This is a genomic window from Streptomyces sp. PA03-3a (assembly GCF_033792735.1).
GTDB lineage: Bacteria > Actinomycetota > Actinomycetes > Streptomycetales > Streptomycetaceae > Actinacidiphila.
Genome location: NZ_JARAVM010000004.1, coordinates 207,534 through 229,740 on the forward strand (window position 1 = coordinate 207,534; position 22,207 = coordinate 229,740).

A 22,207-nucleotide genomic window follows, 5' to 3' on the forward strand; every position below is an offset into this window, starting at 1 on the left:
GCGACACTACGCCCATGCCGTTCGAGAGCTCTGCCGAGTCCATCGTCCCGCCGTCGGGTGCCGCCGGTGCGGGTCCGCTGATCGCCGCTGTGGACATCGGCGGCACCAAGATCGCGGGTGCCCTGGTGGACGCCCGCGGCGAGTTGCTCGTACGCGTGCAGCGCCCGACGCCGGCCGACCGGGACGCGATGACGGTGATGGGATCGCTCGCGGAGGTGCTGGCCGGGCTGCGGGAGTCCGCGGACTGGCCGCGGGTCGTCGCCGTGGGCATCGGCAGCGCCGGACCGATCGACGCCTCGCGCGGCACCGTGAGCCCGGTCAACATCGCCGGCTGGCGGGACTTCCCGGTGGTCGCCCAGGTCGGCGAGCGGGTCGGCGGGCTGCCGGTCGTGCTCACCGGCGACGGCATCGCGATCACCGCGGCGGAGCACTGGCAGGGCGCGGCCCGCGGGCACGACAACGCCCTGTGCATGGTGGTGTCGACCGGCGTGGGCGGCGGTCTCGTCCTCGGCGGCAAGCTCCACCCCGGCCCGACGGGCAACGCCGGGCACATCGGGCATATCAGCGTCGACCTCGACGGGGACGTGTGCCCCTGCGGCAGTCGTGGCTGCGTGGAGCGCCTGGCCAGCGGGCCCAACATCGTCCGGCGTGCCCTGGAGTCCGGCTGGCGGCCGGCCCACGGCGAGGAGTCCGACGCCGCCGCCGTCGCCCGGGCCGCCCGCGAGGGCGACGCCCTCGCCCTCGCCTCGTACGACCGCGCGGCGCAGGCGCTGGCGGCGGGCATCGCCGCGACGGCCACCCTGGTGGAGATCGACGTGGCGGTGATCGGCGGCGGTGTCGCGGGCGCGGGCCCACTGCTCTTCGAGCCCCTGCGCGCGCACATGCGCCGGTACGCCACGCTGTCGTTCGCGTCCGGGGTGAAGGTCGTCCCCGCCGTACTCGGAACGGACGCGGGCCTGGTCGGCGCCGCCGCCGCCGCGGCGCAGGCACTGCGGCTGGAGGCCTTCGCGACCGGCGCCCACTAGGCGCTTCCGGAGGGGGCGGTTCACCCGTTCGGCCGAACCCCGGGGCGACCGGTCACGGCCCGGCGGGCGTGTTCGTCGGCACCGTCTTCCTGCGTTTCCCGACCAAGGAGGCGCCGCCGCTGAAGGCGGCCCTCACAGCACGCCCCGACCCCCTCGCCGAGGAGGCCGAGGCACTCGTGTGGGCGCCGGGGACCGGGCGGGCCAGGAACGGCCGAACCGCGCGCGGGAAGCCTGGGCGGTGCGCCCCGGCATCGGGGCGCCGAGGTCATGGCGCTGCTCGTCGGCTTCTCGCCCTCGGCTGGGCGGTCCTGGCGCCGCTCGCCGTCATGGACGGTATGCGGCCGTCCTGTTCCATCGCGCCCCCTGCCCTGCCGGATGTCCGAGTCGATTCCGGTGTGCGACTCGTGCCGGGCCGCCATCTCCTTCCAGGTGGCCTTCCGGATCGGCTTCTGCGTCTTCGTGCCGGCCGACCACCTTTGGACGCTGCCGCGGGAGATCCCGCAAGCGGCGGTCGTGGGACGGCGCCGGGGTGTGGACGCAGTACGGGCGGAGCGCCCTGCAGCTGTGCCGGCCGGCCCTCGCGGCCCTGGCCACGCCGGAGTTCACCCGGATGTGCGACGGCTTCCCGCGGGCCCCGGTCCTCATCTCCGACGGCGACGGACGGCCGTTGACCCGGTGCCCGTGGCGCTGCCGACCGTGCTGGTGTTCATGCTGCCGCAGCGGCGGTTCATCGCCGCACCGACCCCGGGAGCCGGCAGGGGCCGACCGCCGTGTTCCCGGGTGCCGAAGCCACCGGTATGCGCCGATGGCCGGGTCTGCGCGTTTGCCGACGCCGATGATCCGGGCAATTCGTAGGGGGCTACCGGGCTACGGAAGAGGGGGCACCGTGATCGTCTGGCTCAACGGCACGTTCGGCGCGGGGAAGACCACTGCGGCACGCGAACTGCTCGAACTGCTGCCGGGCAGCGTGCTCTACGATCCGGAACTCATCGGCAGCGGGCTGCGGCTGATGCTCCCGGAGAAGCGGCTGGGCGAGGTCTCCGACTACCAGGAACTGCCCGCGTGGCGGCGACTGGTCGTCGACACCGCCGCGGCGTTGCTCGCCGAGGTGGGCGGGGGACCGCTGGTGGTTCCGATGACCCTGCTGCGGCAGGAGTACCGGGACGAGATCTTCGGCGGGCTGGCGGCCCGCAGGATCACCGTGCGGCATGTGCTGCTGCACGCTGAGGAAACGGTTCTGCGTGAGCGGATCGACCAGCGTGCCGACGTGCCGGACGACACCGAGGCCAGCGCGGGGATCCGCGCCTGGTGCCTGGACCATCTGCCCGTCTACCACGAGGCACTGCCCTGGCTCACGGCCGACGCCCATGTCGTCGACACCGCGGGCCTCGCCCCCCGCGCGACGGCCGAGCGCATAGCCGAGGCGATACGGGAGGGCGCGGGCTCCTGCGACATCGTGCAGACCCCCGAGCCCACCTCCGAGACCCTCGCGGCGGGGGTGCTGCTCTTCGACGAGGACGACCGGGTGCTGCTGGTCGACCCGACCTACAAGCCCGGCTGGGAGTTCCCCGGCGGGGTCGTGGAGCCCGGCGAGCCGCCCGCCCGGGCCGGGATGCGGGAGGTCGCCGAGGAACTCGGCCTGCGGCTCCCGGTGGTGCCCCGGCTCCTGGTCGTCGACTGGGAGCCACCGTTGCCGCCCGGGTACGGCGGTCTGCGGCTGCTCTTCGACGGCGGACGGCTGCCCGCGGCCGACGCCGAGCGCCTGCTGCTGCCCGGCGCCGAGCTGCGCGGCTGGCGCTTCGCGACGGAGGACGAGGCGGCCTCCATGCTGCCGCCCGTCCGGCACACCCGGCTGCGCTGGGCGCTGCGGGCGCGCGAGCGGGCCACCGTGCTCAACCTGGAGGCGGGGGTGCCGGTGGGCGGCTGAGAGGCGACGGGGGCGCCGCCCGCCGCCCGCCCGGCTCACACCGCCTTGGCGGCGTACTTCTGCAGGAAGAGCGCCTCGGTGAGCGAGAGCTTCTCCAGTTCCTCGGGGGAGACGCTCTCGTTCACCGCGTGGATCTGCGCCTCCGGCTCGCTCAGCCCGATCAGGAGGATCTCCGAGTCCGGGTAGAGCGTCGCCAGGGTGTTGCACAGCGGGATCGAGCCGCCCATGCCGGCGATCTCCATCTCCGTGCCGTAGGCGGCGTGCATCGCCTCCGCCATGGAGGCGTACGCCGGGCTGGAGGTGTCCGCGCGGAACGGCTGGCCGCTGCCGACCTGGGTGACCTCCACCCGGGCGCCCCAGGGGGCGGCCGCCTCCAGGTGGGCGATCAGCAGCTTGGCCGCCTGCTGGGCGTCCACGCCCGGCGGGACCCGCAGGCTGACCTTCGCGCCCGCGACGGCCTGCACGGACGGCGTGGCGCCGACGACCGGAGGGGCGTCGATGCCGATGACGGTGACCGACGGGCGGGCCCAGAGGCGGTCGGCGACCGTCCCCGTGCCCATCAGGCCGACGCCGTCGAGCACCTTGGCGTCGGCGCGGAAAGCACCCTCCTCGTACTGCAGCCCGTCCCAGGCCGCGTCGGCGGTGAGACCGGTCACGGTGGAGGCGCCGGAGTCGTCGTGCAGCGTGTGCAGGATGCGGACCAGGGCGGCCAGCGCGTCCGGTGCGGCGCCGCCGAACTGGCCGGAGTGGAGATTGCCCTCCAGGGTGGTCACCTTGACGTCGACCAGCGCCATGCCGCGCAGGGTCGCCGTGACGGTCGGCAGGCCGACGCGGAAGTTGCCGGAGTCGCCGATGACGATGGCGTCCGCGGCGAGCAACTCCGGGTGCTCCTCCGCGTAGCGCTCCAGGCCGCCGGTGCCCTGCTCCTCCGAACCCTCGGCGATGATCTTCACGCCGACCGGGACGCCGCCGTTCTCGCGCAGCGCGCGCAGGGCGGTGAGGTGCATGATCAGGCCGCCCTTGCAGTCGGCCGCGCCGCGCCCGTACCAGCGGCCGTCGCGCTCGGTGAGCTCGAACGGCGGCGACAGCCAGCCGGCCTCGTCCAGCGGCGGCTGCACGTCGTAGTGGGCGTACAGCAGCACGGTGGGCGCCCCCTCCGGGCCGGGCAGGTAGCCGTACACCGACTGCGTGCCGTCCGGGGTGTCCAGCAGGGCGACGTCCTCGAAGCCCTCCGCGCGCAGCGCGTCGGCGATCCAGCCGGCGGCCCGCTCGCACTCGCTCCTGGGGAACTGCCGGGGGTCCGCGACCGAGCGGTACGACACCAGTTCGGCCAGCTCGGTCCGGGCCCGCGGCATCAGTGCGGCGACGGTTGCGGCGAGTGGTGCAGCGGACATGGGCGCTCCTGATGGGGACACGTCGAACGCGATGTTCGTGGACGGGTGGTCGTGTTCGATGGTGCCACAGGCCGCCTCGCTCACCCCGCGGATTAGTATGCGGCTGAGCAGGGGTGACGGCAGTCGGCGGGTCGAACGGAAGCGGAAGCACACGTGAGCAGCGAGTACCAGGCGCAGGACGGCGGTTCGGCGGACGGCGTCGACGACACAGCGGTGTGGGACGTCGTCGTGGTGGGTGCCGGACCGGCCGGGGCCTCGGCGGCCTATGCCGCGGCGAGTGCGGGACGCCGTGTGCTCCTGCTGGAGAAGGCCGAACTGCCCCGCTACAAGACCTGCGGCGGAGGCATCATCGGCCCCTCCCGCGACGCGCTGCCACCGGGCTTCGAGCTCCCGCTGCGCGACCGGGTGCACGCGGTGACCTTCAGCCTCAACGGCCGGCTCAGCCGGACCCGCCGCTCCCGGCAGATGCTGTTCGGGCTGATCAACCGGCCCGAGTTCGACGCCCGGCTGGTGGACGCGGCCGTCGACGCGGGCGCGCAGCTGCGGACCGGGGCCTCGGTCTCCCGGGTCGAGCAGCACGGCACCTCCGTCCCGGACCGGCGGACCGTCGCGGTGGTCCTCAACGACGGCGAGACGATCCTCGCCCGGGCCGTGGTCGGGGCCGACGGATCGGCCAGCCGGATAGGCGCCCATGTCGGTGTCAAGATGGCGCAGGTGGACCTGGGACTGGAGGCCGAGATCCCGGTGCCCGCGGAGGTCGCCGAGGACTGGGCGGGGCGGGTGCTCATCGACTGGGGCCCGCTGCCCGGCAGTTACGGCTGGGTCTTCCCCAAGGGCGACACCCTGACCGTCGGCGTCATCTCGGCGCGCGGCGACGGCGCCGCCACCAAGCGCTATCTGGAGGACTTCGTCGGCCGGCTCGGTCTGGCCGGCTTCGAACCGAGCATCTCCTCCGGTCATCTCACCCGGTGTCGCGCCGACGACTCCCCGCTCTCCCGCGGCCGCGTGCTGGTGTGCGGTGACGCGGCCGGACTGCTGGAGCCGTGGACCCGCGAGGGCATCTCCTTCGCCCTGCGTTCCGGCCGCCTGGCGGGGGAGTGGGCGGTGCGGATCGCCGAGGCGCACGACGCGGTGGACGCGCGTCGCCAGGCCCTGAACTACGCGTTCGCCGTCAAGGCCGGTCTCGGCGTCGAGATGGGCGTCGGCCGCCGCATGCTGAGCATCTTCGAGAAGCGCCCCGGTCTCCTGCACGCCGCACTCACCACCCTCCCGCCGGCGTGGAACGCCTTCGCCAAGATCACCCGCGGATCCAGCTCGCTCGCCGATTTCGTCCGTACTCATCCGCTGGCCCGTCGCGCACTGGAGTCCTTCGACCGCGGCTGATCCCACATCGATCGATCTTGGGCCGATTGATCTTGCGTTGACACCCTCCGGCACGCCATAAAGGGGGAGTTGAGGGGCAGACAACTTGTGGGAGGTGTCCTCGTCATGCCCTTGAGGAATGTGGACGGAAGACTGCCGTGGTGGGTGCGTACGCTCACCGGGCTGGTGGTGCTCGGCGGACTTCTGTTTCTGGTCGCACGCGCCGACCTGATACCTGGTCTGCCCAACCCCTTCGCCGAGGAGACCAAGGACCGCACCGGCCCCGTGGTGCTCAAGGCGATCCAGGACATGAGCCGCTTCGAGGGAGCCAGCGGCGAGTTCCAGGTCGTGGTCGACCTGGAGAAGGACGCGAAGTTCCTTCCCGACGCGGTGCGCGGCAGGCGCACGCTCTACGTGGGGGCCGGCAGTGTCGACGCCTACGTGGACCTCGGCGAGGTGGGCCCGAAGGGCGTCACGGTCTCCGAGGACCGGACCTCCGCGGTCCTCACCCTGCCCCACGCCCGCCTCGAGCGGGCGTCGCTCGACCCCGACCGTTCCTACGTGGTCGCCCAGGAGCGCGGCTTCTTCGACCGGCTCGGTGACTTCTTCTCCTCCCACCCCGGGGACGAGCAGCAGGTCCAGCAGCTCGCCGCCAAGAAGATCCAGCAGGCGGCCAACTCCACCGAGCTGACGAAGCGTGCGGAGACCAACACCCGGGCCATGCTGGAACGGCTGCTGACCTCGCTGGGATTCGAGAAGGTGGAGGTCCGCTTCAGCTGAGGGGCCGGAGTTCGGTGATGCGGAAGACCGGGTGCTTGTGGGCTATGGCACGCAGTTCCTCGTCGGTGGAGCCGGCCCCCACACCGCCGAAGAACACGCCCACCTCGGCCTTCCAGTGCTTGAGGTAGGCACGCAGCACCTCGGGCTTGGCGTCGTCGGCGACCTCGGTCGCGCTGAACTCCTCGACCCGCTTGCCCAGCAGCAGTCGACCGCCGCCGGCGGCCCGCATGTTGTGCGTCCACTGGACGTGCCCGCGGGGCGCCACGAGGTAGCGCTCCCCGTTCACCACCAGCAGGTTGACGGGGGTGCGCCGCCATTCCCCGCTCTTGCGGCCGCGGACGGCCAGCACACGGGAGCCCCACACACTGAGGCCCCGGCGGGTCAGCCAGGCCACCGTGCGGTTGAAGACGTTGATCGTGAACCAGCCGGGCTTGATGACGTGCTCGGACATCGGGACTCCTCCGTGGCGTGCGAACCGTGGACCCGAAGCGGTCCGTGAGCGGTGCTCTCGCTTGAGAACAGTGTGCACGCCCTCGCGCTCCATGGCAAGAGCACTGCTCTCATTTTTGGTCGTTGCTCCGATCGCGCCTACACTGATCCCATGAGCGTCATCCGAACCGCCAGGGAACGGGCCCGCGACGAAGTGACCGCGGCCATCAAGGAAGAGGCGCGCCGACAGCTCGCCGACGAGGGCGCCACGAGGCTCTCGCTTCGCGCCGTCGCGCGGGAGCTGGGCATGGTCTCGTCCGCGCTCTACCGGTACTTCCCCAGCCGGGACGATTTGCTCACCGCCCTCATCGTCGACGCCTACGACGCCGTGGGCGCCGCCGCGGAGGAGGCCCTCGCCCATGCCGGCGGCGCCGACCCCGTGGAGCGCTGGAGCGAGGTCTGCCGGGCCGTGCGCCGCTGGGCCCTCGCCCATCCGCACGAGTACGCCCTCATCTACGGCTCTCCCGTGCCCGGCTACTCCGCCCCGCTCGACACGATCGGACCCGCGTCCCGGGTCGGGCTCGCGCTCCTCGCCGTGGCCGAGGAGGCCCACACCACCGGCGCGCTCGCCGTGCCCCCGGCCGACGCCACGCTGTCCGAGGCCGTCCACGCCGACGCGTGGCGGCTCAGCAGGGACCTGGACGGCGACCTGCCGCCACCGGTGATCCCGGCCTTCGTGGCCGCCTGGGCACAGCTCTTCGGGCTCGTGAGCTTCGAGGTGTTCGGCCAGTTCAACAACGTGGTCGAGGCGCGCGACGACTTCTTCGACCACGCCGTCGCGGGCCTCGCGCACCAGACGGGCCTCCGCCGTGGGCACGTACTCCACGGGGAGTAGACGCGGTCACCCCGCCGGCCGGACGCCGACCCGCCGTGCCCCGGTCTAGCGTGGCCGCATGACCGACGACGTGACACCGGGAGGCCGCCCGACATGGGGGCCGCCGTGGCGCCGCACCGGGCCCGACCGCGGTCACGGCGCCGGGCGCCTGCGCCGCCCCTGGGTCTCGTCGCTGGTCATCGCCGTCGTCCAGGTGCTCGGGAGCACGGCCGCCTCGCACAACGCGGGGGGCCGGGTCACCCTCGACCACTTCGGGTACGCGCTGCTGCTCGCCGGGCCCGTGCTGCTCCTGTGGCGCCGGCGCGCGCCCGTCGCCGTCGCGGCCGCCGTCTCGGCCGTGACGCTCGTGTACGTCGCCGCCGGTTACCCGTACGGGCCCGTCTTCCTCAGCATCGTCGCCGCCTACTTCACGGCCGTGGCCGCCGGTCGCCGCAGAGCCGTCCTGGTCGTCGCCGGTGCCCTCTACACGGCCTACCTGCTCATCACCGTGTGGCTGTACCGCTGGCTGCCGCCCTCGGGGGACAAGGCCGCCTCGTGGGCCCAGGTGTCGGGGGCCGCCGCCTGGCTGCTGGCGATCCTCGCCGTCGCGGAGCTGTGGCGGCTGCGCCGGGAGCAGTTCGTCCGCGAGCGCCGGGAGCGGGCCGAGGCCGAGCGGCGCCGCGCCGACGAGGAGCGGCTGCGCATCGCCCGCGAGCTGCACGACGTCCTGGCCCACAGCATCTCCGTCATCAACGTGCAGGCGGGGGTGGCACTCGCCCTCATGGACGAGCGCCCCGAGCAGGCCCGGCAGGCGCTGACGACCATCAAGGCCGCCAGCAAGGAGGCGCTCGGCGAGGTGCGCCAGGTGCTGGGCACCCTGCGCGGTCCCGGGGAGGCCCCGCGCTCGCCCGCCCCGGGCCTGGACCGGCTGCCCGAACTGCTCGAACAGGCGGCGGGCGCGGGACTGGCCGTCGACATCACCCGCGACGGCCGCGCCGGAGCCCTGCCGCCCGGCGTGGACCTGGCGGCCTTCCGCATCGTCCAGGAGGCGCTGACCAACATCATCCGCCACTCCGGCTCGCGTACCGCCCGCGTACGCATCACCAGCCGCAGGGGCGCGGTCGAACTGCGGGTCGACGACGACGGTCCCGCCACCACCGGCACGGACCACGCCCACGACCCGGACGGCGGTGGCAACGGGCTGCTCGGGATGCGTGAGCGTGCGGCGGCGCTCGGCGGCACGGTCGAGGCAGGGCCCCGCGCCGACGGAGGTTTCCGCGTCCTGGCCCTTCTGCCGCTCACCACCGGCGCCGCGGCGGCGTCCGTCCCCGACAAGGAGAACCCATGACCCGGGTACTGCTCGCCGACGACCAGATGCTGGTGCGGGCGGGCTTCGCCGCCCTGCTGGACGCCCAGCCCGACATCGAGGTCGTGGGGGAGGCGTCCGACGGCGCCCAGGCACTGGGCCTGGTCCGCGAACTCACCCCGGACGCGGTGCTGATGGACATCCGCATGCCGGTCATGGACGGCCTCGAGGCCACCCGGCGGATCACCGAGGACGCCGCGCTGAGCGAGGTCAAGGTCGTCATCCTCACCACGTTCGAGCTCGACGAGTACGTCTTCGAGGCCATCCGGGCGGGCGCCTCCGGCTTCCTGGTAAAGGACACCGAGCCGGAGGAACTGGTGCGTGCCGTAAGGGCGGTGGTGGACGGCGACGCGCTGCTGTCGCCCGGCGTGACCCGGCGGCTCATCGCCGAGTTCGCCGCGCGGTCCAAGGAACCCTCGGCCGCCGCGGGACTGGAGCGGCTCACCGAGCGGGAGCGCGAGGTGATGGCCCTGGTCGGGATCGGCCTGTCCAACGAGGAGATCGCGCGCCGGCTGGTGGTGAGCCCGCTCACCGCCAAGACGCACGTCAGCCGCACGATGGTGAAGCTCGGCGCCCGGGACCGGGCCCAGCTCGTCGTCCTCGCGTACGAGTCCGGCCTGGTGCGGCCCGGCTGGCTCGGCTGAGCCGAAGGGCCCGCGCGGACGGTGGTCCGCGCGGGCCCCGGACGGCGGGCCGGTCAGTCCCGCACCGGGACCTTGCGCTCCTCGTCCACCGGCGCGAGGCCGTCGGAGGAGGCGACCACGATTCCGTACGACACCCTGCGGCGCAGCCCCGTGAGGGTGATCAGCAGCCCCGCCAGGGCGATTGCGCTGACCACGACCAGGCCGGGCCGGAAGCTGTCGAGCACGGCCTGCGGGGAGGCCGGGGGCCCGTCGCCGGAACCGGCGGTGATCGCCGCGGTGACGACCGCGAGGAAGATGGCGCCACCCACCTGGAAAGAGGTGTTGAGCAGGCCGGAGACCATGCCCTGCTCCTCGTCGCGCACCCCGTTGGTGGCCTGGATGTTGAGCGACGGGAAGACCAGCGCGCACGCGGCGCCGAGCAGAAGCATGGACGGCAGGATGACCGCGGCGAAGTTCGGGCTGAGGTCGACGCGCAGGAAGAGCACGTAACCCAGGAAGAGCAGGGTGAATCCGGTGGCGATCACCCGCGGCGTCCCGAAGCGGTCCACCAGCGGGCCGATCCGTGTGGAGGCGAGCGCCACCAGCGCGCCCGCGGGCAGGAAGGCCAGCGCGGTCTGCAGCGCCGACCAGCCAAGCAGGGACTGCATGTACTGCGTGACGAGGAACTGGAAGCCCACATAGGAGCCGAAGAAGGCGGCGCCGCCCAGATTGGCGCGGATCTGGTGGGGCGAGCGCAGGACGCCCAGCCGGATGAGGGGGTGGCTGCTGCGGTGCTCGATCACGGCGAAGGCGGCCAGGAGGACGGCGACGGCGGCGAAGGAGAGCAGGGTGCGGGCCGAACTCCAGCCCGCTTCGGGGGCCTCGACGACGGTGAAGACCAGCAACAGCATCGCACTCGTGCCGGTGAGGGCTCCGGGCAGGTCGTAGCCGCGGCCGGTGTGGCGCTCGCGGGGGCTCGACGGGATCAGCTTGATGCCGGCCACGAGGGCCAGGACCGCGACGGGCGCGGGCAGCAGCATCGTCCAGCGCCAGCCCACCTCGGTGAGCAGGCCGGACAGGACAAGGCCCATGGAGAAGCCGGTCGCGCCGCAGGTGGTGTAGATGCTGAGGGCGCGGTTGCGGACCGGTCCCTCGGCGAAGGTCGTGGTGATGATGGACAGGCCCGCCGGGGCGGTGAACGCGGCGCTCAGGCCCTTGACGAAGCGGCTGGCGATGAGGAGTTCGCCGGAGTCGACGAGCCCGCCGAGCAGGGAGGCGGCGGCGAACACGCCGAGCGCGACGAGGAAGACCCGGCGCCGTCCGAGCAGGTCGGCGGCGCGGCCGCCGAGCAGCAGCAGGCCGCCGTAGCCGAGGATGTAGCCGCTGACCACCCACTGCAGCGACGATGTGGACAGGTCGAGGTCGTCCGCGATGGACGGGAGGGCCACGCCGACCATCGAGACGTCGAGGGCGTCGAGGAAGAGCGCGGCGCAGAGCACCAGCAGGGTGCCCCACTGCCGGGCGCTCCAGCGCCCGTCGGTACCGGGGACGGCGGTGTGCGGAGAGGTCATGCCGAGGAACACTACATGCACGTGCATCAGATGTAAGCGCATTTAATGTGTATACATCTAGTGTTGTTTTTCTGCTATCCTGCGGCCATGACCGGCGTGAAGAGTGAGCATGTGCTCGTTGAGCGGTGGCGGGAGGTCCTCTCCCTGCACGCGCGCACAGCGTGCGAACTCGACCGTGAGCTGAACCCGCACGGACTGGGTGCGAGCGACTTCGAGGTGCTCGACCTGCTCGCCGAGGGCAACCCGGACGAGGGTGGATGCACCTACCGGGTCCAGGAACTCGCGGACCGGGTGCATCTGAGCCAGAGCGCGCTCTCCCGGCTGGTCGGCCGACTGGAGAAGGACGGCCTCGTGAGCCGTGGGATCTGCAGCGAGGACCGCCGCGGGGTGCGGGTCGCGCTGACCGACGCCGGGCGGGCCCGCCACGAAGAGGTCAAGCCGGTGCAGCGTGCCGTGCTGGAGCGGATGCTCGGGCAGGTCTGAAGGCGTACGGCGTCACCGGCGATCCGGGGTCCCGTCCCGAACGTGGAGCGCCGGATCAGCCGACCGCGGCTGTGCGCCGCCATAGGTCGATCACGGAGACATCACCCGTGACCAGCAGCTTCTCGTACGCGCCCCGGTTCCACAGGGTGAGGTAGAGCTCCTCGGCGGTGCCGCTCACCGTGCAGTCCGCCCCGCCCGGCGCGGACCGCTCGACGACCAGGGGGTCGGCCGACACGCGCACGAGCCAGTCGTTCCGCTCGGCGTCGGTGTCCGTCGTGCGCACGCGGAGTGTCCTGGGCGTCTCGCTGCGGACCCGGCTTCTCGGCCGGATGTGGAAACCCGCGAGCAACTCGTCGACTCCGTCGGCCGCGAACCCCGGGTCCATCGGGGACGGAGCCCGGCCCAGGGCCAGTTCCGCGTCGACCCGGTGGATCGCCGTCTCGTGAGCCTGGCGCCGCGCCCAGAAGGCCCGCGGGGAGGGCGCCTTGAGGAAGTACCAGCACTCCAGGTCGGCGGGTGCCGCATCGAGGGCCGCGACCAGCCGCTCGTGGCCTGCGCGGAACCAGGGGAGCAGCGAGGCGTCGTCCGCCGGGGCCTCGGCCTCGATGGGCTCCGGCTGCCGGCGTCCCTCCGCCACGTAGCGGGTCGCCCAGCGGTGCACGGCCCCCTGGTGGCGGACCAGTTCGCGCACGCGCCAGCCCGGGCAGGACGGCACCTCGGCGTCGAGCCCGGCCGCTTCAGCGGCGTCGGCGAGCAGTGCGCCGTCGCGTCGCAGAGCCTCGATGAACACGGCTGTCTCCATGGGGTGATTGTGGCAGCCGCCACCGACAGCCGGGCCGAGCGGCACCGAGGCCGGCCGGGCCCTGCGTGCCGCGAGACGGTGTCGGACGGGCGTCTCAGACTCCGGCGGCAGCCGACGCGTGCCGGGTCGTGTGCGCGACCGCGGCGGCCACCGCCGCCAGCGCGGCGACCGTGGTCAGCGCGACCGGCAGCCCGAAGCCGTCGGCGAGGAAGCCGATGGTGGGCGGCCCCAGCAGGAAGCCCGCGTACCCCAGGGTGGAGGCGGTGGCCACACCGCCGGGGCCGCCGAGGGCACCGGCCCGGCCGATGGCCACCGGGAAGACGTTGGCGAGCCCGAGTCCGGTGAGCGCGAAGCCGGTCAGGACGAGCCAGACCGCCGGACCGAAGGCGCCCAGCAGCATCCCGGCGCATGCCGTCAGTCCGCCCAGCACCACCGCCCGGGTCGGGCCGAGCCGCAGCAGGAGGGCGGTGCCGGAGAGCCGCCCGGCGGTCATCGCGAGGGCGACGGCGGCATATCCGGCGGCCGCGAGGGCCGGCCCGGTGTGCAGGTCCTCCTGCAGATGGAGCGGACCCCACTCGGCGAGCGCCCCCTCGCCGTACGCGGTGCACAGGGCGATCAGCCCGAAGACGGCGACCATCCGCCGGGCGCCGCCGGGACGCCCGGTGCCGTGCGCGTTCTGCGCCGTGACGGCCGGCGGATCCGCAGGATGCTTGTGCTCCACGGTTCGGGGGATCGCGTGCCGCAGCAGGAGCCGCCCGAGCAGCACCGTGGCCACGAGCCCGAACACGGCGACACCGACGAGGTGCTGGGCCGGCGTCAGCCATGCGGCCAGCGGTCCGCCGACACCCGCCCCGACCAGTCCGCCCAGACTGTACGCCGCGTGGAATCCGGGCATGATGGGGCGCCGCAGTGCGGCCACCAGGTCGACGGCGACGGTGTTCATCGCGACGTTCATGCCGCCGAAGCCCACGCCGAGCAGGAGCAGCACGAGACCCAGGGTGACGGGGGAGTGGGTGAACGCGGGAAGCGCGACGCTCAGTGACAGGACGGCGCCGGTGCCGACGGTCACCTGCCGGGCCCCGAAGCGCCGGCACAGCCGCCCGCCGGGGATCATGGTGACGATCGCTCCCGCCGACACGCCGAGCAGCGCCAGACCGAGGGCCCCCGCCGACGCGCCGACCTGTTCCTTGACGGCGGGGATGCGAACGACCCAGCCGGCGAAGACGAATCCGTCGAGGGCGAAGAACGCGGTCAGGGCGACACGGAGGCTCCGCAGCGGGAACGGTGGACTTGCGCGATCTTGCCCGGTGAGTACGCTCCGTATTTTGTTTAGGCTCGGCACAAAGTGAGAATAGGACTGTGACCCAGACTCGGACAAGGTTGGAGCGGGGCCGCGGTGCGCTCGGTCCCGCGCTCGCGCTCGTGCACACCGGGCGCGCGCCCACCCGCGCCGTGCTCACCGCCGAACTCGGTGTGACGCGGGCGACCGCGGGGGCCGTCGCCGCCGAGCTGGAGGCGCTGCGCCTGATCCGTGTCGACACCCGGCCGGGCGGACCCGCCGGGGCGCAGGGCCGGCCCTCGCACCGACTCGCCGTCAACCCCGAGGGGCCCGTCGTCCTCGCCGCGCAGATCCACGCCGACGGGTTCCGTGCCGCCCTGGTCGGACTCGGCGGCCACATCCTCGCGTCCAAGCCGGTCGCCATGACCGTGCCCGCGGATCCCGCCCGGGTCCTCGGCGCCGTCGTCGAGGCCGGCGCGGAGCTGCTGAGCGCCGCCGGCCGGGCGTGCGCGGGAGTCGGCCTCGCCGTGCCGTCCGCCGTCGCCGAGCCGGAGGGCGCCGCGCTCAACCCCCTGCACCTCGCGTGGCCCGCGGGCGCACCGGTGCTGGACATCCTCCGCGAGCAGATCGAGCGGTCCGGCCTCCTCTCCCCCAACGGGGCGCCGCCGCCGTGCTTCGTCGGCAACGACGTCAACGTCGCCGCGCTCGCCGAGCACCGGCACGGCGCCGGACAGGGAGCCGAACACCTGCTGGTCGTCGCCACCGGCCACCGCGGCGTGGGCGGTGCCCTCGTCCTGCACGGCAAGCTCCACACCGGCAGTGCGGGACTCGCCCTCGAGGTCGGTCACCTCACCGTCAACCCCGAGGGACGGCCCTGCCATTGCGGCAGCCGCGGCTGCCTCGACGTCGAGGTGGACCCGCTCGCCTTCCTGGAGGCCGCCGGCCGGATCCCCGGCCCCGAGGGCTCGCTGCCCGACCAGTGCCGCGCCCTGCTCCGTGAGGAGTGCGACGACCCCGCCGTGCGCAGCGCCGCCGACCGCCTCATCGACCACCTCGGTCAGGGACTCGCGGGACTGGTCAACGTCCTCAACCCCGACCGGATCCTGCTCGGCGGACTGCACCGCTGGCTGCTCGACGCGGACCCGGAGCGACTGCGCGCCGTGGTCGCCGAACGGAGCCTGTGGGGACGCAGCGGCGGCGTCCCGCTGCTCGCCTGCGCCCTGGACCACAACAGCCTCGTCGGAGCCGCCGAACTGGCCTGGCAGCCGGTGCTGGACGATCCGCTCACGGCGCTCGGCGCCTAGCCCCTCGGCAAGCCGCCGGCGGACCGTCAGAACAGCGGCTGTGGGGGCTCGGTGGGCGGTGGCAGGGCCTTGGCGGGCGGCGCCGGCATGCCCCGCGCCGGCGAGGTCAGCGGCCATCCCGGAACCAGGCGGGAGTCGAGCAGCAGGACACCGCCGGCCGGTCCGGTGGTACGGAGGTAGACGTCCCCTCCGGCCACGGCCACGACGGTGCCGCCCAGGGCGGTCTCCGGAGCGAGCCCGGTCACCGCGGCGGTCGCCCGCGGCGCGTCGGGCTCCAGGCCGAACACCGCCGCATGGTCGACGGGTTGGAACGCGGTGGCCGCCAGTGTGGCCCGCCAGTCGGGGACCGCGGCCGCCGCCTCGTGCAGCGCCCGCAGCTCGGCCTCCCGCGCGGCCGCGGGCGGCAGCGCGGCGCGGGCGGCACGCTTGGCGGACGTCGACACCCGGTCCGGGATGCCCAGCGCCGTCCCGAGGACCGACTCGGCGCGGCGCGCGGCCATCAGGGGGCCGCGGCCGAGGAACGTGAAGCAGATCGCCGCCTGTTCGAGCAGCCGTGCGCTGCCCCGCTCGGCCGCGGTGATGCCGACCTTGCCCAGACCCGGGCCGAACCAGGCCAGGTACACCGCGAAGGGCCGCGGGTCGTCCAGCCGGGTGTCCGCGGCCACGGAACGGGAGCGGTCCAGCGCCGCGCACTGTTCGCACTGGTCGCGGCGAGCCTGCGCGGGGAGCTCCGCGGCCCGCGGGCACGGGGTCCAGCGCCCCGCACGCCACACGCCCGTGCACCGCCGTACCGCGCCCGGCTCCACGGCGAGCGCCAGCGGGTCACCGAGACGCACGGGACTGCGCCGGTCGCCGAGGCGGGGGTGCCACCAGGTCCACACCGGGGCCCCGGACACCCATCGCAGACCTGTGCATCGCCACATGATCCGCATGCTAGGCGCAGGCACCGACAGCGGCCGTACTCCCAGGGTGGTACCCGAGGTGCCGCTGGTCGTACGACGACCGGCGACCCCGCGCGGGCCAGTCTCGTGGTGTCGGGAACTCGGCATCACCAAGGAGACGCATCGCAATGGACGCCACCGCACTGACCTCGCTCGCCGACCACTGGGACGGCGGACCCGGCCCCTGGATCCTGTTCTTCCCCCTCATCTGGGCCGCCGTCATCGCGGGCGTCGCATTCCTGCTGCGCCGCACCATGTGGCGCCGGGGCCTGGGCCGCGGCCCCTGGCACGCCCGTGCGGCGATCGGCGAGCACTCGCCGATCGCCGTGCTGGGCCGCCGCTTCGCCGCGGGCGAGATCGACGAGGACGAGTACTGGCGCCGACTGTCCGTCCTGGACGAGCAGTTCGGCCGCTTCTCCAGGGGCGGGGAGCGATGACCGCCGCCCGCGTCGTCGACGCCGTCAAGACCTACGGGACGGGCGACGCCCGAGTGCGCGCCCTGGACGGGGTCACGGTGGGCTTCCCCGCCGGACGGTTCACCGCGATCATGGGCCCTCCGGATCCGGGAAGTCCACGCTCATGCACTGCGACGCCGGGCTGGACACCCTCATCTCCGGGACCGCATGGATCGGCGACACCGAGCTGGGCACGCTCGGGGACCGGCAGTTGACGCTGCTGCGCCGGCAGCGGGTCGGCTTCGTCCTCCAGTCCTGCAACCTGCTGCCGACCCTGACCGTCGCAAGAGGTCGTGGGCCTGGGCGACCGGCTGCGGCACCGCCCGAGCGAGCTCTCCGGGGGCCACCGGTCCTGGCCGGATGGCGCCCGGCCCGGCCCGGCGCGCCTGGACGTACTGAGGGCCATCGCCGCGGAATGAATCCGCCGACGACGGCCCGGAGGGCCACGGCCGCCGTGCCCCTCGAGGGGTGCGGCGGCCGCGCGTCAGACCAGAACCGGTTCGGCCGCTGCCGGGACCAGACGATCGAGCACCGGCGGCCAGGCCTCCGGCGTCTCGGGGAGCACCGGCAGCGTCCGCGGGGCGACCTTGCGGACCACCGCCGCCGAGACCTGCTCGGTCATCGCCCTGGGCGAGACGGTGGCCTCGGCCCGGAGCGTGAACCACACGACCTTGCCACCGTCGTTGAGGGTCTCGGTGCCCCAGCTGTCGCTCATCGACACGACCATGGCGAGGCCGCGGCCGCAAGTGGCCAGGGGCTCGAACTCGCGGACCCGCGGCAGGCGCGGATCGTTGTCCGAGACGGCGACGGTGAGCCAGCCGGAGGCGAAGCTCAGCTCGACGGAACAGCGCTTGTCCGGCCGGGCGTGCCGGTGGACGTTGCCGAGCAGTTCGGTGATACCCAGCAGAGTGGGGTCGGTCAGGGGGTCCAGCCGCCAGTACCGCAGCTGAGCGGCGACGATACGGCGTACCTGCTGGATCCGGGACGGCAGTGCCTCAAGTTCCAGAGCACACTGCCGCTTACTGCCTTCTGAGCTGATCACGGCTGCGACTCCCTCCGCGGTGGAGGGCGCGCCCCTGTGACCGGGGCATGCCCCGCCCGCATGGAATGGGAACACCTTTGCGGGATTGCTGTGAGTGACTGCTGCAGTGACTCCGTGACGCCACTCAAGGATCACCCCGATGGATGCTTACCGCAACTCCGTGAACGCGGAGAGTGCCGCTCCTTTCGCGTCAACGGCGCGCGACGCGCTCCCGGGCGGCTCGCAGGGCGTCCAGGAAGCGGCCCGCCGAAGCCGTGCCCTGCTTGCGCAGGGTCAGGAAGTAGCCCGTGCCGTTGAGCCGGGTCAGCGTGCGGCGACGCACCGCGAAACGCGGGGTCAGCGCGTGGACGTCCTCCACCGGCGCGCTGTCGATCTCCCGCCCGCGGCTGGTGAGCAGCACCAGGCGGCCGTCCTGGATCACGACCTGCCCGCCCCGGGTGAGCGACCTCAGCCGCCGTCCGATCCGTACCCCTGTGGCGCTGAACTCCGCTTCGGCCACGGCGCATCCCCTCCTTCGTCCGGGTCGCAGTCTGCCCGTTCCGGAGGGCGCCGCACCAGCGTCTGCCTATGATCGGGACACAGGCGCGAAGGGAAGGCGGCGCAGGTGGGCGGCAACGAGAAGGGTGACCGAGAGGACCGTGGGAGGGCGGCGGAGGCCGTGTCCACCGTCGACGTGGACCGGACCGACCCGGACTACCGAGGATGGCTCAAAGAGGCCGTACGGAAGGTCCAGGCGGACGCCAACCGCTCCGCCGACACCCACCTGTTGCGCTTCCCGCTCCCCGATGCCTGGGGCGTCGACCTCTATCTGAAGGACGAGTCGACCCACCCGACCGGCAGCCTCAAGCACCGCCTCGCCCGCTCGCTCTTCCTTTACGGCCTGTGCAACGGCTGGATCCGGCCGGGCAAGCCCGTCATCGAGGCCTCCAGCGGCTCGACCGCGGTGTCCGAGGCGTACTTCGCCGCCCTGATCGGCGTGCCGTTCATCGCCGTCATCCCGCGCACGACCAGTTGGGAGAAGCAGCGGCTGATCGAGTTCCACGGCGGCCGGTGCCACCTGGTGGACGACCCGCGGACGGTTTACGAGGTGTCCGCCCGCCTCGCGCAGGAGAGCGGCGGCCACTACATGGACCAGTTCACCTACGCCGAGCGCGCCACCGACTGGCGCGGCAACAACAACATCGCCGAGTCGATCTACCAGCAGCTGCGCCTGGAGCGGAACCCCTGCCCGGCATGGATCGTGGCGACCGCCGGCACCGGCGGCACATCGGCCACCATCGCCCGCTACGTCCACTACATGCAGCACGACACCCTGGTGTGCGTCGCGGACCCGGAGAACTCGGTGTTCTTCGACGGCTGGGTGAGCGGCGACGACGCCGTGTGCTGCGAACGGGGTTCACGGATCGAGGGCATCGGCCGGCCCAGGGTGGAGCCGAGTTTCGTGCCCGGTGCGATCGACCGCATGATGAAGGTGCCGGACGCGGCTTCCGTGGCCGCGGTACGCGCCCTGGAGGCGGCCATCGGGCGCAAGGCCGGCGGGTCGACGGGGACCGGGCTGTGGAGCGCGTTCAAGATCGTCGCGGAGATGGTCGCGGCGGGGCGCACGGGCAGTGTCGTCACCTTGCTGTGCGATCCCGGCGACCGGTACCTGGACAAGTACTATTCCGATGCCTGGGTCGCCGAACAGGGCCTGGACATCGGGCCGTACGCCGTGACCATCGACGCCTTCCTGGCGGCGGGGGACTGGCCGGACTGACCCGGTCCGCCCGTTCCGTTCTGTTACGCCGTGGTCACCCGGGGTCCGCCGGAGTACCGCCTTCCCTTCTCCGGGCGCTCTTAGGGTCCCGATATGACGATCTCTCAAGTGGCGCCTGCGGTGGTCGCGCCGCCGCCCCCCGCGCCGGGTGCGTCCGCACCGCCGGCGTCCCGGGCACCGGCGCCGACCGTCCGGGCGCGACGCCGTCGCTTGCCGCCTCCGGCGCGGCTGGTCGTCCAGGCGACCGCCGCACTCGTCGCCGTCGTCGCCCTGTGCCTTGCCGTCGTCGTCGGCGCCGTCACCGTCCGGTCGGACGCGGAGCGGTTGCGCGACACCGCCGCGCACCGCGCCGCCGTCGCCGCCGAACTCGGCTTCGCGCTGGCGGACCTGGACGCCCAGCGCGCCAACCAGCTCGTGCCCGGGCACGCGGCCGACGACCCCGAGGTGTCGGTCGGCAACCGGCTCCTCGCGCTCATCACCGCGCAGCAGCGCCGCGCCCAGGCCAGCGAACTCCTCCGGCAGCTCGGCGGCGACGAGGCCCACGCCGCGCAGGTGCGCGGCATCCTCGACCTGCTCGGGCGGTACGACGACGCCGGCGGCCGTGCCGCCTACGTCGACGAACAGCACCACGAGCGGGCCGCGGGCCACCCCCCGGCGGTCGCCGTCGCCTTCTCCGCGGAGGCGGGCGACATCATGCACAGCCATCTGCTGCCCAAGGTCGCTGCGCTGGCGAACGCCTACGACGCGCAGGCCGTCGCGGCCTCTCGCGGCGCGCAGGACGCCGCCCTGGGCTCGGCCGTGGCCGTCGGAGTCCTCGGCCCGGCCGCCGTCGCCGTACTCCTGTGGTGGCAGCGCGACCTGACGCGTCGTTACCGCCGCATGCTCAACCCGGCGCTGGCCGCCGCGACGGCCGTGGTGCTCGGTGTCGCCCTGGCCGGGGTGGTCTCCTTCACCGGCGCTGCCGCCGACCTTGGCGCGGGTACCCGTGACGGACTGCGCCCCTGGTCGCGGCTCGCGCAGGCGCGCGCCGTCGCCGCGGAGGCCGCCGCCGCCCAGAGCCGGTGGCTCGTCAACGGCGCGGAGCCGCAGCAGCGCGCCGAACTCGACACGCTCGACCGGCGGCTGGGAGGACTGCTCGCCCCGGGGGGCTGGGCCTCGGCGGACGAGCGTCCCGCGTACGCCGACGTCAACGAGCGCTACGGGCACTTCCGCGCGGACGACCGCAAGCTCGTGGAGCTGATGGCCGGCAAGCGGATCGACGAGGCGGCCGTGGTGCTCACGGACGTCGGGCGCGGTGAGGTGGGCTTCGACTTCTGGGATTTCGCGACCACCCTCGACGCCCTCGCCCGGCACCAGCAGGCCGACTTCGTCTCGCGCACGGACGCCGCGCGCTCCGGGCTCGACGGCTGGCCCGAGGTTCCCGCAGGTCTTCTCGGCATCGCCGCGGTACTGGTCGTCGTGGGGGTGTGGCCGCGCCTGGCGGAGTACCGGTGAGGCGTCGATGGCGGGGGGCGGCGGGGCCCACGGGACTTGTGGGGAACCTGTGTTCGGTTATAGAAAGGCCTGTCCGCCCGACCTCGTGAAAGAGCCTCCGGTGCCCACCTCCCCGCCGTCCCCCGACGACGTGCCCTCTGTTCCCGACGACGTCTGGGACCGTTTCGTACGGGACTCCGAGGCGGACATCCGCGCGTCGGCGCCCAAGGAACCCTCCGCGCGCGCCCGTATGGTCACCGAGCGGCTGCGGCAGCAGGACGAGCAGGCGGCGCGCCGCGGCAAGCGCAGGGGACGCGGCAACCCGCCGCCGGCGCAGCCGGAGGGCTGGCGCACCGGCCCCTCGCTCTACCAGGTCGAGGAGCGCGGCCACCGGCGCCGCCGCGGGCTCGGGCTGGTCGGTGTCCTCGTCGCCGTCGGGCTGCTGCTGTTCGCCCTGAACCCGGGCTGGGCCCTCGACATGATGCGCGCCGGCGACCGCAGCGCGGCGCCGGACTCCTCGCCGCTCCCCATGGAGACGGCGGAGCCGACGAGCGCCCCTTCGCAGGAGCCCTTCCCCGGCACGCCCACGCTCCGCGACCCGTTCGCCGGCTCCCCGGCGAAGCAGTACGCCGACGGCGCCGCGGGGATCGTCCCGCCGAAGGCGCGGCCTGCCGGCTGGATGACGTCGGCGCAGGTGACGGCGGCCCTGAAGAACGTCAAGGCGTACCTGGTCGACACCAACCTCGACCCCGCCACGCTTCGGGGGCAACGGCCGGACGCCGCCCTGGGGATGCTCGATCCGAGCCAGCGCGAGATGCGCACCCGTTTCGAGACGGCCTTCCGCGAGCCGACCGGGAAGAACGACCCGCTCCGGCTCGCGACGCGCTTCAAGCCCTCCGAAGTCGCCCTGGCCGGAGAGGTGGTCAAGACCCGCGGCCGGATGACGTTCACGAAGGGCAAGGACCGCGCCGTGGCCGTCCACGCCGACTACACCTTCGTGTACCCCGTGGTGAAGGCGGGGTCCGGATCCACCGAGGTCGCCCGGACGATCATCCGCCGCGTCCTGGACGTGGAGTTCCCCGACCCGTCCCGCTACCGGGTCACCCCCGGCAGGTTCGCGGTCACCCGGTACGACGACGACGTCGCCAACTCGTCCTGCACCGTCCACGACGGCTGGCTCCACCCGCAGTTCGCCTCCGACGCCTCACAGGGTGACGACGCCGATCGGTCGGGACCCACCGTGGACCCCTACGACCGCAGCAGGGACCTCGCAGCCGAGCAGACCGGGGCCGAGGACTGCGGCACCGTCTCCCGGACCTGA

General features: G+C 73.5%; 21 protein-coding genes and 1 pseudogene. 14 read left to right on the forward strand and 8 right to left on the reverse strand.

All coding sequences use genetic code 11. The features are described from left to right. Positions 1-14 precede the first annotated feature (14 nt). Together PV342_RS06545 and PV342_RS06550 are read left to right on the forward strand one after the other, a co-directional pair. Positions 15-1,025 carry an ROK family protein gene (locus PV342_RS06545; protein WP_329188992.1) on the forward strand — a complete coding sequence of 337 codons (1,011 nt, stop codon included), beginning with the start codon at positions 15-17 and terminating at the stop codon, positions 1,023-1,025. 886 nt (positions 1,026-1,911) lie between these two features. Further along, a complete protein-coding gene (locus tag PV342_RS06550; RefSeq protein ID WP_400800387.1) occupies positions 1,912-2,952 on the forward strand; it encodes an NUDIX hydrolase in 1,041 nt (346 codons plus the stop codon). Positions 2,953-2,987: 35 nt separating this feature from the next. Here the strand turns inward: PV342_RS06550 and PV342_RS06555 are convergent, their stop codons facing one another. Continuing rightward, positions 2,988-4,346, reverse strand: a complete 1,359-nt coding sequence (locus PV342_RS06555; protein WP_386990486.1) for a dipeptidase — start codon at positions 4,344-4,346, stop codon at positions 2,988-2,990. 213 nt (positions 4,347-4,559) lie between these two features. On the opposite strand from PV342_RS06555, the gene PV342_RS06560 reads away from it, so the two are divergent. Next, entirely contained in the window at positions 4,560-5,729 is a 1,170-nt protein-coding gene (locus tag PV342_RS06560) for a geranylgeranyl reductase family protein (RefSeq protein ID WP_500316195.1), read from the forward strand. A gap of 105 nt (positions 5,730-5,834) precedes the next feature. Beyond that, positions 5,835-6,488 carry a DUF4230 domain-containing protein gene (locus PV342_RS06565; RefSeq protein ID WP_026251657.1) on the forward strand — a complete coding sequence of 218 codons (654 nt, stop codon included), beginning with the start codon at positions 5,835-5,837 and terminating at the stop codon, positions 6,486-6,488. Here PV342_RS06565 and PV342_RS06570 read toward each other — a convergent pair. Further along, a complete protein-coding gene (locus PV342_RS06570; protein WP_500316117.1) occupies positions 6,481-6,939 on the reverse strand; it encodes a nitroreductase family deazaflavin-dependent oxidoreductase in 459 nt (152 codons plus the stop codon). The genes PV342_RS06565 and PV342_RS06570 overlap by 8 nt on opposite strands. Before the next feature lie 150 nt (positions 6,940-7,089). Between PV342_RS06570 and PV342_RS06575 the strand changes: the two genes are divergently transcribed. Genes PV342_RS06575 through PV342_RS06585 form a run of 3 tightly spaced genes read left to right on the forward strand, consistent with a single transcriptional unit; the run spans position 7,090 to position 9,801 of the window. Beyond that, positions 7,090-7,812 carry a TetR/AcrR family transcriptional regulator gene (locus PV342_RS06575; RefSeq protein WP_400800382.1) on the forward strand — a complete coding sequence of 241 codons (723 nt, stop codon included), beginning with the start codon at positions 7,090-7,092 and terminating at the stop codon, positions 7,810-7,812. 58 nt (positions 7,813-7,870) lie between these two features. Further along, entirely contained in the window at positions 7,871-9,139 is a 1,269-nt protein-coding gene (locus PV342_RS06580; RefSeq protein ID WP_400800379.1) for a sensor histidine kinase, read from the forward strand. Next, positions 9,136-9,801: a response regulator gene (locus PV342_RS06585; RefSeq protein WP_018562666.1), complete on the forward strand. Its 666-nt coding sequence runs from the start codon at positions 9,136-9,138 to the stop codon at positions 9,799-9,801. The genes PV342_RS06580 and PV342_RS06585 overlap by 4 nt, the downstream gene beginning before the upstream one ends. A 53-nt stretch (positions 9,802-9,854) precedes the next feature. Here the strand turns inward: PV342_RS06585 and PV342_RS06590 are convergent, their stop codons facing one another. After that, positions 9,855-11,351 carry an MFS transporter gene (locus PV342_RS06590; protein WP_361007035.1) on the reverse strand — a complete coding sequence of 499 codons (1,497 nt, stop codon included), beginning with the start codon at positions 11,349-11,351 and terminating at the stop codon, positions 9,855-9,857. An 87-nt stretch (positions 11,352-11,438) separates the two neighbouring features. Here PV342_RS06590 and PV342_RS06595 point away from each other — a divergent pair, with 87 nt between their 5' ends. Further along, positions 11,439-11,834, forward strand: coding sequence for a MarR family winged helix-turn-helix transcriptional regulator (locus PV342_RS06595; RefSeq protein WP_018562668.1), 396 nt, complete (start codon positions 11,439-11,441; stop codon positions 11,832-11,834). Positions 11,835-11,889: 55 nt separating this feature from the next. Here the strand turns inward: PV342_RS06595 and PV342_RS06600 are convergent, their stop codons facing one another. Both PV342_RS06600 and PV342_RS06605 read right to left on the reverse strand, forming a co-directional pair. Further along, on the reverse strand, positions 11,890-12,636 hold the full coding sequence (locus PV342_RS06600; RefSeq protein ID WP_500316120.1) for a maleylpyruvate isomerase family mycothiol-dependent enzyme: 747 nt from the start codon (positions 12,634-12,636) through the stop codon (positions 11,890-11,892). 94 nt (positions 12,637-12,730) lie between these two features. Continuing rightward, a complete protein-coding gene (locus tag PV342_RS06605; protein WP_500316122.1) occupies positions 12,731-13,978 on the reverse strand; it encodes an MFS transporter in 1,248 nt (415 codons plus the stop codon). Positions 13,979-13,995: 17 nt separating this feature from the next. Here PV342_RS06605 and PV342_RS06610 point away from each other — a divergent pair, with 17 nt between their 5' ends. Further along, a complete protein-coding gene (locus tag PV342_RS06610) occupies positions 13,996-15,219 on the forward strand; it encodes an ROK family protein (RefSeq protein WP_500316123.1) in 1,224 nt (407 codons plus the stop codon). 26 nt (positions 15,220-15,245) lie between these two features. Here PV342_RS06610 and PV342_RS06615 read toward each other — a convergent pair whose 3' ends face one another. Beyond that, positions 15,246-16,142 (reverse strand): DUF2797 domain-containing protein, encoded by an 897-nt coding sequence (locus PV342_RS06615; protein ID WP_400800366.1) that lies wholly within the window; start codon positions 16,140-16,142, stop codon positions 15,246-15,248. A 146-nt stretch (positions 16,143-16,288) separates the two neighbouring features. Between PV342_RS06615 and PV342_RS06620 the strand changes: the two genes are divergently transcribed. Continuing rightward, positions 16,289-16,597 (forward strand): SHOCT domain-containing protein, encoded by a 309-nt coding sequence (locus PV342_RS06620; protein WP_400800363.1) that lies wholly within the window; start codon positions 16,289-16,291, stop codon positions 16,595-16,597. After that, a pseudogene (locus tag PV342_RS06625) lies at positions 16,594-17,019 on the forward strand (ATP-binding cassette domain-containing protein); the annotation flags it as partial. The gene PV342_RS06620 and the pseudogene PV342_RS06625, both read left to right, overlap by 4 nt. An 80-nt stretch (positions 17,020-17,099) precedes the next feature. On the opposite strand, the gene PV342_RS06630 reads toward PV342_RS06625, so the two are convergent. Both PV342_RS06630 and PV342_RS06635 read right to left on the reverse strand, forming a co-directional pair. Beyond that, complete coding sequence (locus PV342_RS06630; RefSeq protein WP_354802563.1) at positions 17,100-17,657, reverse strand: ATP-binding protein; 558 nt, start codon at positions 17,655-17,657, stop codon at positions 17,100-17,102. Positions 17,658-17,847: 190 nt separating this feature from the next. Continuing rightward, positions 17,848-18,156 (reverse strand): hypothetical protein, encoded by a 309-nt coding sequence (locus tag PV342_RS06635; RefSeq protein ID WP_329189008.1) that lies wholly within the window; start codon positions 18,154-18,156, stop codon positions 17,848-17,850. Between the two features lie 105 nt (positions 18,157-18,261). Between PV342_RS06635 and PV342_RS06640 the strand changes: the two genes are divergently transcribed. From PV342_RS06640 to PV342_RS06650, 3 genes are all read left to right on the forward strand, one after another. Then, the gene (locus tag PV342_RS06640) at positions 18,262-19,413 is read left to right on the forward strand and encodes a PLP-dependent cysteine synthase family protein (protein ID WP_500316126.1); all 1,152 of its coding nucleotides are present in this window, start codon (positions 18,262-18,264) and stop codon (positions 19,411-19,413) included. Between the two features lie 210 nt (positions 19,414-19,623). Further along, the gene (locus PV342_RS06645; protein WP_500316128.1) at positions 19,624-20,907 is read left to right on the forward strand and encodes a GlnX family signal transduction membrane protein; all 1,284 of its coding nucleotides are present in this window, start codon (positions 19,624-19,626) and stop codon (positions 20,905-20,907) included. A gap of 100 nt (positions 20,908-21,007) precedes the next feature. Then, positions 21,008-22,207, forward strand: coding sequence for a hypothetical protein (locus tag PV342_RS06650; RefSeq protein ID WP_500316130.1), 1,200 nt, complete (start codon positions 21,008-21,010; stop codon positions 22,205-22,207).

What these genes read in the sequence shown, in the direction of transcription:
- PV342_RS06545 (WP_329188992.1), top strand. Translation starts at nt 15, where the DNA reads ATGCCGTTCGAGAGCTCTGCCGAGTCCATCGTCCCGCCGTCGGGTGCC.
- PV342_RS06555 (WP_386990486.1), bottom strand. Translation starts at nt 4,346, where the DNA reads ATGTCCGCTGCACCACTCGCCGCAACCGTCGCCGCACTGATGCCGCGG.
- PV342_RS06565 (WP_026251657.1), top strand. Translation starts at nt 5,835, where the DNA reads ATGCCCTTGAGGAATGTGGACGGAAGACTGCCGTGGTGGGTGCGTACG.
- PV342_RS06570 (WP_500316117.1), bottom strand. Translation starts at nt 6,939, where the DNA reads ATGTCCGAGCACGTCATCAAGCCCGGCTGGTTCACGATCAACGTCTTC.
- PV342_RS06575 (WP_400800382.1), top strand. Translation starts at nt 7,090, where the DNA reads ATGAGCGTCATCCGAACCGCCAGGGAACGGGCCCGCGACGAAGTGACC.
- PV342_RS06580 (WP_400800379.1), top strand. Translation starts at nt 7,871, where the DNA reads ATGACCGACGACGTGACACCGGGAGGCCGCCCGACATGGGGGCCGCCG.
- PV342_RS06585 (WP_018562666.1), top strand. Translation starts at nt 9,136, where the DNA reads ATGACCCGGGTACTGCTCGCCGACGACCAGATGCTGGTGCGGGCGGGC.
- PV342_RS06590 (WP_361007035.1), bottom strand. Translation starts at nt 11,351, where the DNA reads ATGACCTCTCCGCACACCGCCGTCCCCGGTACCGACGGGCGCTGGAGC.
- PV342_RS06595 (WP_018562668.1), top strand. Translation starts at nt 11,439, where the DNA reads ATGACCGGCGTGAAGAGTGAGCATGTGCTCGTTGAGCGGTGGCGGGAG.
- PV342_RS06600 (WP_500316120.1), bottom strand. Translation starts at nt 12,636, where the DNA reads ATGGAGACAGCCGTGTTCATCGAGGCTCTGCGACGCGACGGCGCACTG.
- PV342_RS06615 (WP_400800366.1), bottom strand. Translation starts at nt 16,142, where the DNA reads ATGTGGCGATGCACAGGTCTGCGATGGGTGTCCGGGGCCCCGGTGTGG.
- PV342_RS06620 (WP_400800363.1), top strand. Translation starts at nt 16,289, where the DNA reads ATGGACGCCACCGCACTGACCTCGCTCGCCGACCACTGGGACGGCGGA.